This is a genomic window from Thermogemmata fonticola, assembly GCF_013694095.1.
Classification (GTDB): domain Bacteria; phylum Planctomycetota; class Planctomycetia; order Gemmatales; family Gemmataceae; genus Thermogemmata; species Thermogemmata fonticola.
On sequence record NZ_JACEFB010000001.1, the window covers coordinates 96737 to 112652 of the forward strand.

7 protein-coding genes and 1 tRNA gene are annotated in these 15916 nt (G+C 53.2%); 2 read left to right on the forward strand and 6 right to left on the reverse strand.

The genetic code is table 11. From position 1 onward, the window contains the following. Positions 1-48: 48 nt before the first annotated feature. Positions 49-1560 carry an ArnT family glycosyltransferase gene (locus H0921_RS00375; protein ID WP_194536053.1) on the reverse strand — a complete coding sequence of 504 codons (1512 nt, stop codon included), beginning with the start codon at positions 1558-1560 and terminating at the stop codon, positions 49-51. Continuing rightward, positions 1557-3584 carry an ABC transporter ATP-binding protein gene (locus H0921_RS00380; protein ID WP_194536054.1) on the reverse strand — a complete coding sequence of 676 codons (2028 nt, stop codon included), beginning with the start codon at positions 3582-3584 and terminating at the stop codon, positions 1557-1559. The genes H0921_RS00375 and H0921_RS00380 overlap by 4 nt, the downstream gene beginning before the upstream one ends. A gap of 391 nt (positions 3585-3975) precedes the next feature. Here H0921_RS00380 and H0921_RS00385 point away from each other — a divergent pair, with 391 nt between their 5' ends. Next, the gene (locus H0921_RS00385; protein ID WP_194536055.1) at positions 3976-4818 is read left to right on the forward strand and encodes a DNA-methyltransferase; all 843 of its coding nucleotides are present in this window, start codon (positions 3976-3978) and stop codon (positions 4816-4818) included. Positions 4819-4849: 31 nt separating this feature from the next. Here the strand turns inward: H0921_RS00385 and alaS are convergent, their stop codons facing one another. From alaS to H0921_RS00400, 3 genes are all read right to left on the reverse strand, one after another. Continuing rightward, entirely contained in the window at positions 4850-7558 is a 2709-nt protein-coding gene (gene alaS / locus H0921_RS00390; protein ID WP_194536056.1) for an alanine--tRNA ligase, read from the reverse strand. Between the two features lie 87 nt (positions 7559-7645). Then, positions 7646-8896, reverse strand: a complete 1251-nt coding sequence (larC, locus tag H0921_RS00395) for a nickel pincer cofactor biosynthesis protein LarC (RefSeq protein ID WP_315851813.1) — start codon at positions 8894-8896, stop codon at positions 7646-7648. A 114-nt stretch (positions 8897-9010) separates the two neighbouring features. After that, positions 9011-9094 (reverse strand) — tRNA-Leu (locus H0921_RS00400). A gap of 752 nt (positions 9095-9846) precedes the next feature. Between H0921_RS00400 and H0921_RS00405 the strand changes: the two genes are divergently transcribed. After that, the gene (locus tag H0921_RS00405; protein WP_194536057.1) at positions 9847-11082 is read left to right on the forward strand and encodes a TolC family protein; all 1236 of its coding nucleotides are present in this window, start codon (positions 9847-9849) and stop codon (positions 11080-11082) included. A 192-nt stretch (positions 11083-11274) separates the two neighbouring features. Here the strand turns inward: H0921_RS00405 and H0921_RS00410 are convergent, their stop codons facing one another. After that, entirely contained in the window at positions 11275-15906 is a 4632-nt protein-coding gene (locus H0921_RS00410) for an efflux RND transporter permease subunit (RefSeq protein ID WP_194536058.1), read from the reverse strand. Between the last annotated feature and the right edge of the window lie 10 nt (positions 15907-15916).

Genomic DNA, 15916 nt, shown 5'->3' on the forward strand with positions numbered 1-15916 from the left:
AGGAGTGGGTCTTGGCCGGTCACCATTATTTCCGTTGTTGCTGCAGAGCTATTGGCACGCAGATAAAAATATATAAATTCTATTATTGGTTAAATTAGATTCTAATAATTTTTTCCATTTGATATCTGATAATATATTCGTTGCAGGATAAACATATTCCTTTGGCATGATTATATAACTGTATTTATAATGATAAATTATTTGATGTAGGTCGTGCCATTCGACAATCGTTTCGAGTGGTCTTCCCAAATGAAAGGATAAAAGATGGTCTTCCATACGAAATTGTATGATAGGCTGAGGTGCTGGCGCAACGTGACGTATGCTCGCTGCGAACTGTGATCTCTTGTCCTGTGTGCGGAGGTGTGGCTCCACTGCCGAAACTATGACTATCCACCCTACAATAACAGTTATCCATAGACTATGAAAAAATAATAAAGAACGTTTCCTTGTTGAAAAGCCTTGATTTTCCCACCAATTCTGAATGACGCAACTGATATAAATAGCGGCAAACGGATAAGCAGGAAGGAGATAATCTGAGCGTTTGAAATGCGATAATGACAACAATGATAATATAGATAAGAATGAGATAAGACTAAAACGCAATATATGATCTGTTTTCCACATATTTTTTTTGAGGACGTAGTATATACCGAAGAAAAAAAATGGCGACCACGGTAGGAAGTCAAAGGTGAAGCGGGGAATGTAGAACCACCAGGGGTGAGTAGCCAATTGCGAGGATGTGCCGCTGAACCTGGCGATATTGTGATGGAGGATAAAGACTCGGAAAAGTTCTCCTTCGGTAGCTCGGTTGGCCCACAGGAACCAAGGCAATCCCACGCAAGCGGCTGTCGCTATCAGGGTGACAACCCCTGGCCAATTTACCCGTCGATGTTCTGTGAGCCACCACATGCCAGTAGCACACCCGAAGAGGGCGATTCCGATAGGTCCCTTCAATAACATCGCGATGCCGACGCTCAGCCCCGCTAGAAAATGCCACGCAAGCGAATGAAACCGCTTTCCTTGGCTATGACTGATGCACCCCAGGAAAAAGCTGAAAATCGAGAAGGAGACCGCAGCAGTTAGGGGGACGTCGATGCGAGCGATTCTCGACAGGGCCGTGAAGTGGATTGCGGTAGCTAGCACCACAGCAGCGACACGAGCGGTATATGGACGACCTAATTGGCGCAGGAATGCATACACTCCGACAATACAGGCTATGCCCATAAGAGCAGACGGCAATCGGGTGGTCCAAGCTGTGACCCGCCCGGAATTGAGCCAACGACTGATCCCGGCAACACACCAGTAATAGGCGGGGGGTTTTTGCAGTTCCAAACGCCCATCGAACAATCGTGGCAACCCCCACTCACCGGTTTCCAATATATATTGGGCGTTTTGAGCGGCACGCGCTTCATGACTATGAACCAAATCCGTCCTGTCGAGCGTGAGCAAAAAAGCGGCGATCAGGAGAGTTATCGCCCCGCAGATGGGTAAACGCCTGAGTTGGATTGTTGCGAAGTAAGTATGGACTTTTCCGAGTGGGGTAAGGGGTGTCAGCTTCATGCGGCTATCCTTGATGATCCCGGATCACACAATCGCTGATACAACGGGCAGCGAGCGATAAGTTCGGCGTGTGTACCCACGTCGACAATGCATCCTGCATCCATCACAACGATACGGTCAGCAATTTCAAGGGTGTGCAATTTGTGGGTGATCAGGAAGACTGTTCGTCCCACGACGAATTCGCGCAAGGCCGCATGGATGTCTGCTTCGCTGTTCGGGTCGATAGCACTACTGAACTCGTCCAAGATGAGGATAGCCGGATCACGGAGGATAGCGCGGGCCAAGGCGATTTTCTGCTTTTCTCCTCCGGAAAAATTGGCCCCCGCGTCTCCCATGCGGGTTTCATAACCTTGGGGTTTTTTCATGATGAACTCGTGGGCACGAGCTTTCTGCGCGGCAGCGATCACCTCATCGCGTGTCGCTCCCCGGCGACCATAAGCGATGTTGGCATAAACAGTGTCGTCGAAGAGCAAGGTGTCCTGGGTTACCAGCCCGATCAATCGGCGCAGTGACCGCAGATGAACTGTACGCAAACAGATGCCATCGATTAAAACCGCTCCGCTATCGGGATCATAAAAGCGCGGCAGTAAGCCGAGCAGAGTCGTTTTGCCACTTCCGTTGGCTCCCACAACGGCGATGACTTCTCCGGCACGGACCGTCAGATTCACATTACATAAGGCGGGATTCTCTGGTGTTGTGTAGCTGAAGCAGACATTACGGAACTCGATGCCTTTCCTGAGAGCGGTCAGGCGTATCCCTCCCGGATTAGGGGTGACTTTCGGAGCACGATCGTAGAGTTCGAAGATGCGAGCCGCCGCTGCCTCACCGGCCTGGAGTTTCGCATAAACGCTGGAGAGCCTGCGAATCGGGTCCGCAGTCGCCACAAGCAAAGCGTAAAGCTGGAGCAAGGCTGGGAAGCCGAGCGGCTCACTGGTCATGCGCATGCCCCAAATGTGGGTCTTCCCGGTAACCACAAGATAGGTTCCAGAGGCCAGCGCCAAACCAATGGCAAAAACAGTTAGGACTTCGACAAAAGGCCCTGCTGCGGCATCAATGGCCAGGAGACGCATGGACTTCTGCAAGAAAGCGCGATTGACGCTGTGGAATCGGCGGCGCTCATGGGCTTCCCGTGTGAAGGCCTTGACGACTCGGATAGCATCAAACGTTTCCCGGACCCGCTGATACATGGCAGACATGCGTTCCAGGACCTTCCGAGCGGCACGCCGAATCAACCGGCTGACACGCAGCAACACGACTATTGTCGCTGGGACGACTATAACAAAGACGAGTGTCAACTGCCAGCTAATCATAGCAGCGACTATCAGGCATCCCAGAGCCTTGAGCGGTTCGCCGATCAGTTTGCCTAACAGGACCTTGAGACCCGACCCCACTTGTTCGGTATCGTTGGTGAAGCGAGCCATGAGATCGCTCGTCCCCTGCGAGGCCAGTTGCCGCACATCTTGCCGCAAGGCTTGGCGGAACATGCCATTACGCAGATCAAAGAGAACCCGATTGGTCACATAACCCACGAGCGATTCATGGAGAAATTCGAAAATGCCTTTCAGTGCTACACCGATGATCACCGCCGTCATGATCCATACGAAGGTCGCAAAGCGGTCTTCAGGCAAATGACGGATGACTTTCGCCTTCAACAGTTGATAGCGGTAGATCCAAATGGCGTAGTAGTTCAGCTCTCCCTCCAGCTTAGCGATCTGTTGGGTCGCTTTACGTTCCAAAGTCTCGCGATTAGGCGGATTGATCTCCTCTAACCTTCGGATATCATCTCGCAAGCGCTCCAACAGTAACCGCCGTTCAGGTTTTTCCAGCTCATTCTGCAGGCGGTCGATTTCTTCATTCACCCATTGTTGCAGGTTCTTGTCACTGCTCAGGATTTTCAAAACGGGATAAATAGCGGATAGACTCGCGCTCCATAACACCGCAACGAGCAGTGCACACATCACGGAAGCGGCGAAAGCGTATCGGTAGGGCCATGCGCAACGCACAACGCGGAGAAAATGGCGCATCTCTGCCTCGTTGCCACTGCTGGAGCCGCCTTTGTTCGGCGATCCGGGACGTCCTGGTCACCGCTTGGAACTCACAACACCCGCAGTTTTTTCGGCATGTCTTATACCCCTGTTGGGCTGGCCGAAGCAATAGGGGTTTCTGACTTTACCATCAACAAGGTCAGTCAACTGCTGGGATAGATTCGGCTCTATTAGCGGCCCACTTCACGACTTCCCTGCTGCTTTTCGACCAGAGCCGATCTCTTCATCCACTCGGTTTCGCATACCTGTGGCCATGCAAAGAGCCCATGGCGGTATGCCTTCTTTCAGAAAAGTGACCTTGCAACAATCGCGACGACTTTGTCCAATTGGCTCGGCGATCACGGCAGTTGTCCACAGGAGATGGGTTAATATGAGAGTGAACCAGGTTCTGGTTGGTGATTGTATCGAGATCATGAAAAGCATGCCTCCTGCCTGTGCGGATCTCATTTTTGCAGACCCACCATTTAACATTGGTTACAATTATGATATTTATAATGACCGACGTTCACGGAACGAGTATCTGGAGTGGGCAGAACAATGGATGAAAGCCGCAATTCGCCTGCTGAAACCCACAGGTTCGTTCTGGCTTGCTATTGGGGATGAATATGTGGCGGAATATAAGATTCGTCTAGATTCTATAGGATTAATAATGAGGAATTGGATCATTTGGCATTATACTTTTGGAGTCGCATGTAGTAGAAAATTCTCTCGTTCACATGCTCATATTCTTTACTATGTATGTGATCCGAGACAATGTACCTTCAATGCCGATGCCGTGCGCGTCCCCAGTGCCAGGCTAACCACATATGCGGATCGTCGAGCTAATCCCAAAGGAAAGGTTCCCGATGATACCTGGATTTTGCGTCCTCAAGAAACCGCGCAACATTTCCGCCCGGACCAGGATGTGTGGTACATCCCTCGCGTTTGCGGGACTTTTCGCGAACGCGTCGGTCATCCTTGCCAAATGCCGGAAGCCATCTTGGAACGCATTATCCGCGTCGCTACCCATCCCGGTGACTTGGTCATTGACCCGTTTGCAGGGAGTGGCACTACATTGGCAGTGGCCAAACGACTGGGCCGTCGTTATTGGGGATGCGAGCTTTCCGAGGCTTATGCGGATCAGATTGAGAAACGCCTCCAGATGATCGATTTTGAGGCGCCCTCCCTCCGCGAGCAATCCAGCGATTTTGCATCTCGTTCTAAAGCCGCATGACACGCTCAAAAGCGGCATGACACGAGGGTCGCTAGGAAGGGTTCAACCAGTTTCGCCCCAACTGTTCAGCCAGTTGCAGAGCCTCGGGTAATTTCTCCGGCAACTTCCCGCCTGCCTGGGCAAAATCCGCTTTGCCTCCTCCCCCCCCGCCAACAATAGCGGCCAGTTGTTTGACCAGAGCCTGCGCATGAATGCCTTTGCCCACAAGGTCAGGTGTTACTGCCGCAAGGAGAGGTACTTTGCCGCTGCTATCGATCCAACCGAAAACCACCAAGGCAGAGGGGCACTTTTGCCTGAGGCGGTCCACTTGGGCTCGGACAGCTTCCAGAGGCACATCGTTGGGCAATTGGGCGATAATAAGGCGGGTAGAGCCAATCAGTGGTGCATCGGCCCATAACTTGTCCACCAGCGCCGTGAGATCCACTGTACTGCTTTTTTTCAATTGTTCCTGAAGCTTTTTGAGCTGATCTTGCAGGCTCGTGATGCGCTCTCTCACTTCCTCAGGCCGGCACTGAAGCTGGAGAGCGAGGTCTTCCAACAGGAAAGCTCGGCTCTGGATTAGATCAAAAGCTGCCGGCCCAGTGATTGCTGTGATGCGGCGCACTCCTTTGGCAACGGCTTCTTGGGAGAGAATCTTGAAACAGCCGATCTGACCAGTATGCGCCACATGAGTACCACCGCAGAACTCCGCGGGGTTCTCCAAGGTCACATGTTCTGGCGAGTGCGTGCCTATAAGGACGACTCGGACCGGATCGGGGTATTTTTCTCCGAACACGGCACGGACTCCTGGAATTTCCCGTGCCACCGCCAGAGGCTTGACAACAGCAATGACCGGTTGATCAGCCTGGATGATCTCATTGACATGCTGCTCGATCTGGCGTATCTGTTCCAGTGTCAATGGCTTGTCATGACTAAAGTCAAAGCGGGTCTTTGTGTCATCGACAAGGGAACCCTTTTGTTCGACATGAGATCCCAACACTTTCCGCAGGGCATGATTGAGGAGATGCGTGGCAGTGTGATTGCGCATGATGGCCTGGCGGCGTGGCAGGTCATAAGTCAGTTCAACTTCTTGTCCGACATGTAATTCTCCATTTTGGAGATAACCTATGTGAAGGACGGCATCACCCAAACGCTGAGTATCTTCGACAATGAAGGTAGCTTCTCCTTGTAAACTACGAATGTATCCAGTATCACCAACTTGTCCTCCCTGCTCCGCATAGAAATTGGTACGATCTAATAACAAAGCTAGATTTATTCCTTGTGGAACAACACCTTGAGTATTCACTTGATTGTCCTGAAGCCAACCTACTATCTGAGCGGTGATGGAGCCTGGGAGATATTTGTAGTGATCATCAGTTGGCGGCAATTCGCCAGAAATGGTTGTCATATGGTACTTCTTGCTTGCTTCACGAGCTTTAATACGCGCCTGTTGCATAGCATTTTCAAAACCTTGGACATCAACACGCAAGCCCTCTTCCGCTGCCATTTGCTGTGTAATATCAATAAATAGTCCATAGGTATCGTGTAATTTGAAGGCATCCTCACCACTAATGGTGTCACGTCCTGACTGACGCGTTTCTTCAGCAATTTGTTTAAATAGTTTAATTCCCCGGTGTAGAGTGCGTAGGAATGCTTTTTCTTCCTCATGAATTTGCGCCTGGACTTGCTGGGGATTTCTACGCAACTCGGGAAATACATCCCCCATTTGTTCTACTAGAATGGGAACTAATCTATACAAAAATGGTTCTCGTGTATCTAAGTATTGTACTCCATACCGTTCTGCACGTCGAAGAATTCGTCGTAGTACATAGTCTCGTCCGATATTTCCGATTGCAGCTCCATCTGTGAGGGCAAACGTCAATGCCCGGATATGATCGGCTATCACTCGATAGGCGATATCTTTATGATTATCCAGACCCCCTGTATACGGAGGAGCACCAGTTATCTGCTGAATTGCTGTGAATAAAGGTGCAAAAACATCTGTATCATAATTACTAGTCTTATTTTGAAGAACTGCACATATGCGTTCAAATCCCATACCAGTATCGACATGATTTTCAGGTAAAGGAGCTAAACTTTGATCTTCATTTCTATTGAATTGAATAAAAACTAGGTTCCAAATCTCTATCACTAAATCAGTCCCAGCATTAACCAATTTTCCACCACTTTTATCAGCAGTACGGTCAAAATGTATTTCCGTACAAGGCCCACAAGGACCTGTGTCTCCCATTTCCCAGAAATTATCTTTTTTCCCCCCGTAATGGATGTGATGAGCAGGTACGCCAACGTCGCGCCAATAGCGAGCGGCTTCTTCGTCACGCGGGATGTTGTTCTCGGGGTCGCCTTCGAAAACGGTGACATGAAGCCTGGCTGGATCGATCTGCCAAACCTCGGTTAGCAGTTCCCACGCCCAGGTGATCGCTTCTTTCTTGAAATAGTCACCAAAACTCCAATTACCCAACATCTCAAAAAAAGTATGGTGATATGTATCCTTACCTACATCATCTAAATCGTTATGTTTGCCGCCAGCACGAATGCATTTTTGCGTGTTGGCCACGCGTTTGTAAGGTGGCTTTTCCGTACCCAGAAAGTACGGCTTGAACTGATTCATTCCCGCGTTTGTAAAGAGCAACGTGGGATCATTGTATGGAACTACCGGTGATGATGGCACATAAACATGATCGTGCCTTTTGCAAAAGAAATCAATGAATTGTTGACGGATATCTCTTGATGTAAGCATAAACTCACCTATCAATAAGTTAAATTATATACTATATTATACATAATATCTAGGCTCTGCCCTAGACTTTCATCATCATAGTCAACATTACGTTTCCTTATTCTGACCTATTCTTAGATCAGATACAACTGTCTGAGATGCTGGAGATAGTGGTGGAGATGCCTCTGCTATCCTCGAATAGCAATGAAGCAAGACTTGTCGCAACGGAACATTCCAGGCGCGTGCCAGCCGTGCACATTCTTCGTACTCCGGTTTACTCACTAGGGAACCGTCTGGCAGGTATGCTTGTGAAAACCGCAAGGCCGAATGAGATATCTCATGTTGAATATATTTTCGTATGAGTTTCGTTCGCTCACACCAGTATTTGCGAATGCCGAGTGTGCCTGTTTCGCGGAAAATGATTTCTTCGAGAGTTTGGACAGATATAGAATTTGCAAGCACAGTGATGCGAAATCCTGCTCGTCCCTTTTTCATGATTCCCTGTGTGATAAATACATCGAGTGCTCCACACTCCATCAATCGTTCCTGACAATAGGCTAGCACTTCTGGTGTGATGTCATCAACGTGTGTTTCCAACACGGCAATGAAGTCGCCTTCGTAACTATCTCCTGTTTGACTGGTGATAGTTTCTCCAATCCAGAGTCGTAGAATGTTCGGGCGGTCTAAGAAATTTTTACTGCCAGCGCCGTGGGCGACACGGTCGATGCGCATGGCCGGCGTATATGTATATTCGTGTACAACAGTTGTCAAAATGGCAGCACCTGTTGGAGTTGTCAATTCAAATTCCACATCACTAGGTGCTAAAGGCACCCCTTGCAATAAGGCGAGTGTGCCGGGTGTGGGTACTGGCATCCATCCATGTGCGGTTTGGACGGTCCCACGCCCGGTTGGAACCGGACGACTTGTAAACTTTTGAACACCGAGCAGGTCTAAACCCACAGCAGCACCGAGAATGTCCGCGATGCTGTCCAAAGCCCCGACTTCATGGAGATGCACACGAGAGACAGGCGTGCCGTGGACATGGCTTTCGGCGAGGGCTAATCGCCGCAGAATACGCAGCGCTAATTCCCTTTGGGAAGGCGTGATGGCGGCTTGGAAAATGAGTTGCTCAATATCCTCCACGTAACGATGCTGAGGAGGTTGCTCGTCTGCGCGGATTTCCACGTGGACAGCTCGAAAACCGCAACGCTGGACTTCGCGCACTTCCAAATGAATCGGCAAGTGGAGGGAGTCTATAGCAGACTGAATGGGTTCTAAAGGCACACCGGCATCTAAAAGTGCGCCCAGAACCATATTTCCGCTGATCCCGCTGAAGCAATCAAAGTGGGCAACGCGCACAACAGTTTCCTTAGTATCTTCCGGGGAAGTCGATTGTTCGCCAAGTGGCACGGATAGAGTTTATCTTATGAAAGGTCCTAGCCGCCGGAAGTGGTTTTCGAGGTATCGTCGATGTGCCCGGGACAGGATTTGAACCTGCACGAGGTTGCCCTCGCCAGCCCCTCAAGCTGGTGCGTCTGCCAGTTCCGCCACCCGGGCCGGTTCGCTTGGGTTGGCATAGAAATTATCGCAATCTTTGCCTGTGAATCAAGGGGAGGAGAACTTCTCCAGCTCATTTCAGCCGAGGAACCCCGCGAGAGCTTTGTCGCTATTCCATTGCTGTCTGTTTGATATCCTCTCTCGCAGTGCAGATATTTTCCGGTGTGATCTTTTCTCCCATTTTTTTCCCTGATTTGGGAGCTGCCAGCTCGCTCCTAGGAGGATGAAAAGTATGGAAGGATCGTGCCCAGAATGCCGATATTAGCGATAGCTATCTGAAACCGCATTCGGAACAGCACAGATCCGCTCACCGGTGCCGTCGTTGTGGGGTGTTTCCCTTCGGGCATGATCAATGGCTGATCGCGACCTCATTTTACTGGAGTGATCCAAGAATGACCTGGCAGCGGAGGGGTAGTTGGCCTTACTCATGTCGGTTGGGATGGCTCATCTTGCTGGTTTTTTGCGGTTGCGTTCGTCATTCCGTGTCCTTGGATACTACCTCTGCTCGAGTGGCTCAAACCCCCTCGGTATCTTCGCAGCTTCTCGACCGAGCTAAGGCCCTGGAAAAGGAGTCCCACTCAGCCCCGGAGCCAAATGCGCAGGAGGCGGTAATTCGTAGTGCCTCCTTTCATGGAGATAGAGAGCCAAGCTCGCCTGCGGAGCGAGTCAGTGAATCGAGGCTAAATCCGAAGGGGATCGATGGGGCATCCCCGTCTGCGGCGACATCTCTGCCTCAAGTAGCGAAGCTGGATTTGTCTCAAGCAGCAAAGCTAGAGCTGTCCGATTTGGAATGGGAGGTGCTGGCCCGGAATCCCACTCTCGTGGAGATGACAGCGGCTTGGCAAGCGGCCATGGCTCGGTATCCCCAAGCGGTCGCTCTAGACGATCCGATGTTCACGGGAGCGGTTGGTCCAGGCACCATCGGCACGGCTCAGGTGGATTTTGCCTTCTCTGTACAGGTATCCCAGCGGTATCCCTGGGGGGGAAAACGCGCGTTGCGTGGACAGCAGGCCTTGGCGGAAGCGGCAGCGGCTGGGCAGGACTTGATCGAGGCGAAGTTGCAACTGGTCGAGGCTACACAGTGGGCTTTTTACGATTATTACTGGTCGGAACGTGCTCTGGCGTTGAATCGAGAGAATCTCCAACGCTGGCAGGAAGCCCGGCAGAATGCCGAGGTGCGATACAAGAGCGGTCAGGCACCTCAACAGGATGTTTTGCAAGCCGAGGTCGAGATCGGGCGGCTCCAGGAGCGAGAATTGCAGTTGCGGCGGATGCAACAAGTGGCCAAAGCCCGGCTCAATGCCTTGCTCCATCGATCTCCGGAGGCGGATTTACCACCCCCGGCTGAACCCCCGCCCCCTGATCAGGCATTACCATCCGCCGAGCAGTGGCAACAGCTCGCCATACAGCGGCGGCCCGACTTGCAAGCGCTCTATCAACGTTTGGCAGCAGATCAGGCCGCCCTCGCCTTGGCAGAACGCGACTTCTACCCCGATGTGGAAGTGATGGCGGGATACAATTCCTTCATGCCCGAACGGCCGGTCAGGCCCATGGTCGGTGTGGGATGGAATTTGCCGGTCCGTAGGGATCGACGTCACGCTGCCGTCCGAGAAGCCCAAGCCCGAACGGCTCAGCGACGGGCGCAAATCGAACGGCTGATCGACCAGATCCGTTTCGAGGTCCAGGAAGCCTACGAGCTGCTCCGAGAAAGCGAACAGACACAACGATTGCTGGCACGGACCATTCTGCCCGCAGCCGAAGCGAATGTGCGCGAAGCGCGTGCCGCCTACATCGCGGGGAGAATTCCGTTTGTTACATATGTAGAAGCCGAGCGCCAATGGATTCAGTGGCGGGAAAAATACTATGAGATTGTTGCGGAAGTAGGGCGGCGGAAAGCACGATTGGAACGGGTTGCAGGAGGACCATTCGATCCTTCCTCTCATCAGCCCGCTGATGCTATCCCGCCGTCATCGCCGACCCCGCCGTGATGGAATTAACTCTCGTCTTCGCGTGAGCTGAGAAGCCATCGAGTCCTGCAATCGCTGGTTTGCGAGCATCCCCGTTCCCGGCGTGCTGATCCGAAATCGCCTCGTGATCCTATCGAGCCATCCCGAAAAACAGGATGGTGCCAGACTGTGGCTTGTTATGGTCGGGGGCACGCATGGGAAGAACGGGACCCGTCAGGGGGAGGGGGGTGCAACCAGGGAATACCGGTTATCCTCAGTCGGAGGTAGGGCAGGGGAGAGGGGAAGAGACTCGGCTAGGGTCGTGTGGGCTTCTGGTCCAGGTGTGGATAGGGCAGCCCGTTCGGCCTGAAGGCGCAGCCAGCGATTCCGCCGGATCCAATAGAAACGGACAGGCAGGAAAATGTCCACCACTTCGTCGGCAATCAGCAGTCCTCCCAGCACAGGTAAAGCCATAGGAGTGAGCAATTCGGCACCGACGCCCGTGGCAAAGACCATAGGGAAGATGGCGACGATGGCGACACCCTCGGTCAAAAGTTTGGGGCGGAGACGATGAGCAGCCCCTTCGATCACTGCCTGTTGGAGTTCTTCCAGTGAGGAAATCTTTTCTAGTCCCCCTCGTTGGCGTATCGCCTCTCGCAGATAGACGAGCATGATAATCCCGGTTTCCGCAGCCATTCCGAAACAAGCGATGAAGCCCACCCACACGGCAATAGTAAAGTCGAGGGGAGGAGTTTCCCAGCCATGCAGGATTTTGGGAAAGAGCCAGAGGAAAAAGACACCGCCGGCTAGGGCCTCCGGAACAGTGAGCAGCATCAAAGCCGCATCAGCCACATCCCTGTAAGTCAGGTAGAGAATGAAAACGATCAGAAGCAGGACAAGAGGGAGGACGAGGCGAAGCGTTTGGGCAGCACGAAGCTGATGTTCAAATTCGCCGCTCCACACCAGGGTCACCCCCTCGGGAAGAGGAACCTTCTGAGCAATGATGCGCTGGGCTTCCTCGACAAAGCCTAATAAGTCGCGTTGACGCACGTTGAGGGTCACGGTGTTGACAAGCCGCCCATTTTCGCTCCTGATGACCGCGGGTCCATCGACGATGCGAATGTTCGCTACAGCCCCCAAGGGAATGAGAAGATCACGCCTCACAGCATGAGGCGGCTTGATGGCATGGACATCGGGACCCCCGGCGGGCGAAACAGGAGGGGATAATGAAGGATTCGGCAGAGCGGCCGAGGGGATAGACGGATCAGGGTTGGACCCTCTCGGCATGGTTCCTGGACTGACCAGCACCTGACGGATACGCGTTTCATCTTCTCTGGCAGCGCGGGCGAAACGAATACGCACGGGGAAACGGTCGCGTTGTTCCACCGTGGAAGTGACAATCCGCCCACCGACGGCGGTTTCAATTGCCGAAAGGACGTCGTCCACGGTAATGCCGTATCGCGCGGCCCGGCTGCGATCGAGGGTGATTTCCACATATCCTTTGCCCATGATGGGACTAGCGATGACATCGCTGGCTCCCCGGATCGGCTGGAGAGCGGCTTCCACCTGTTGACTGATCCGCGACACTGTCTCTAAGTCGGGGCCGAAGACCTTGACTCCCACTTGGGTGCGGATACCCGTCGAGAGCATGTCGATGCGGTTGATAATGGGCATCGTAAAAATGTTGCTCCAGCCTGGTACTTGCAGGACACGGTACATTTCGTCGGCAATCAGATCGCCGTCTTTACCTCCGCGGCGAGGGTGGAAGAAAACCCATTGCCGGAACGATGTCACTAACTCATCGCGGATTGCGACAAAGGGGTGGGTATCGCTGGGGTCCACCGGTTTGCTGAGCTGAGCATCCCGAGCAGCCTGACGGAATCGCTCGGTCTCCGCACGTCGGGGAGCGGACCCGATCAAGCCGATTTCCGCGCCTTTATACACCAGTTCCTCAAGAGCCAGCCAAGTGTAAGCAGCGGTTCCCAAATCGAAGAGTTCCCAGTTAAAGCGTTCGACAGCTTCGTCCCAGAGGCGGTGGCGTTCAGCCTGCAAGTCGTACCAGAGTTGCTCAGTCCATGAGGGCGGGGGATAACCCAGCAGACGCAAGCCTTGCTGTACCAGATATTGCTGGTGCTCTCGTGTGAGTGTCCCCGTGCTTACAGCCGCTATACCTACACCTGATAACGTGAGGCAGCCGAGAATCCACCACCATCGCCAGGGACAGAGCAAAAGCATCACGATGAGCACTGCCCCTGCCGTTCCGGCTATCCAGAGCGCAGTGTGGGGCAGTTGCTGGAAAGGGTTGATTGGGGCAAGCAATACAGCCGGCTCCATCCCGATGCCCTGTTGATGCACCGTGCTAGCCAGTTCATGTGTCAGGCGATCAACATCTTCATACAAGGGATGTTTGGCCAGCCATCGTCCATAACGGGGAGCCAATTGTGCAGTCCAGGTGTCGATAAATTTTTGGGGGGAAGACCCTTCTGGCCATTGGAGCCGTCCCGCGTGGTCCCAGCGGCGGATGGCTTCGCTGACCAGCCAGTGCGTGAGTTGAGGGGCCAATTGCCGTTCCCAATCCTGATAAAGCTGGCTGGCTCTTTCCCGTTGGATTTCGTCGAAGCGCTCCAGGGCTTTTTGGGTCGCTACGTTGATCAACTCGTTGCGGTCCTCCTCATGAGAAGGTCGAACCAAAAAGCCCTGATTTTCCAAAACCTGGAGGGTCGACGCGGTTTGGCGCGCCGCATCGTCAAAAGCGAGGACGCGCCGCGGCCACCACTGCCGGGGACGAAAGTTGATGAAAGTTTCCACCATGTCCAGGGGCGCCGGGTCCGTTGGTGTCTCGGCTCGTCCCACCTTACCGATCACGGATTCGACTTCGGGAAAGCTGCGGATGAGGGCATTCCGGTGTTTCAGATCATCGATCGCTTGGGTGATGCCAACACGTGGCACTGTGACGGGCATATCCATGAGGGAGCCTTCATCGAGAGGCGGCATAAATTCGACGCCGATGCGGTGCTTGGGAGGGATGCTGTAAGATGCGAGAGCCAGCCCGGTGAGACTGACCAGAGCCAGCAGTTGCCAGAACCAGCCATGAATGAATAGGACTGTCAATCCCGTGACAACGGCGAAAATCCCAAGGAAGCACGCGCGCCAGGCCGACTCCGACGCGCCGTATCCTAGGAGAGCTTGGATTGGAAACAATCCGGCGGCGAGCAGAAGCAAAGCAGCAAAAAGCCACATCACGAGATTTCGGCGGGGCAAAGCCCAGCGGAGGAATGGTTTGTAAATGGCGATGAAGCTGCGAACAATGGGGCTATCTTGTTCGCGGCGGAGGCGTCCCTTCAGGAATATGGGAATAAGAGCGGGGACGACGGTCACGGAGAGTATCGCAACACCTACCATGGCCAAACTCTTCGTGACAGCCAAGGGATAGAAGTACTTCCCCTCGCGGCCTCCGAGCAGGAAGACTGGCAAAAACGACAGTAACATGATCAGGACCGCGAAGAAGATCGGACGGCCGACCAGACGGCAGGCAGGCAGGACATAAGGGATGATGTCGCCGCGGACTGGTTTGTGCCCGAAGTGTTCCGTCAGGCGTTGGGTGGCGTTCTCCGTCATGACAATCGCTTGGTCCACCAGCACGCCTATCGAAATGGTAATGCCCGCCAGGGACATAATGTTGGCTTGAACATCGAGTATCTTCAAGTGACGCAGCAGCCACAGCATGAGGAAGGAGAAGAGAACGGACAAGGGCAGAGTCACGCAAATGACAAATGCACTGCGCACATGCATGAGGATGAGTAGGATGGCCAGAGCGGCGATGAGCATTTCATGCCAGAGAACTCGCGTCAAGGTTTCGATGGCTCCGTGGATCAAGCGTGTCCGCTCGTAAGCTGGAACAATCCGAATTCCTGGGGGCAAACCGGGCTGCAACTCGCGAATCTTGGCTTGGATCCGGCGTGTCACCGCGAGGGGATTTTCCCCATGGCGCATGAGGACGACGCCTCCCACGACCTCGTTCCCGTCTTTTTCAAAGACACTGCGGCGGTATTGGATTCCCAGAGATACGGTGGCGATCTGACGGACATAGATAGGAACACCGTTGATGGTCTGGACGACTGTGTTCTCCAAATCGCGTTGGTCCCGGATCCAGCCCACGCCGCGGACAACATACTCCGCCGCATTTTTCTGGATGACGCCGCCTCCGGTGGCCTGATTGCTCCGCGCCACTGCTTGGACCACAGTATCAAGGGTGATGCCGTAGGCACGCAACGCTTCTGGATGCACATGGAGCTGATATTCCAGCGGAGCACCCCCGACAGGAGCGACTTCCGCCACCCCAGAGACCGAATTCAATTGCGGTACAATGTAAAAACGGTTCAAAGCCCAGAGCCTTCCCGCTTCCAGTGGCTGGGCAGGATCAACCTCCACGGTGTACCAGTAGATCTGCCCCACCGCTGTGGCGTCGGGTGCCAAGCGGGGGGTGACTCCCGGTGGAAGTAGATTGCTTCCGCTTACTTCGGCAAGTTTTTCCAGGACGCGGGTTCGAGCAAAGTAGTAATCGATGCCGTCCTCGAAGATCAGCGTGATCATGGAAAAATTGAATTCGGAGGTGGAGCGGACCGTGCGAATGCCAGCTAACCCTTGCAGCTTCAAGGACAACGGATAGGTGATCTGATCCTCGATCTCTTGCGGGCTACGTCCTGGCCAGTCGGTAAAAACGATGAGTTGGTTCTCACTCAGATCCGGAATGGCGTCCATGGGAGTGTCCAGGACGGCATAGATTGCCAGCACAGTCAATACTGCCGCTATTGCCAGAACGACCCAGCGGTTGCGAATCGAATATTCGATGATACGTTCGATCATGGCGTCATCC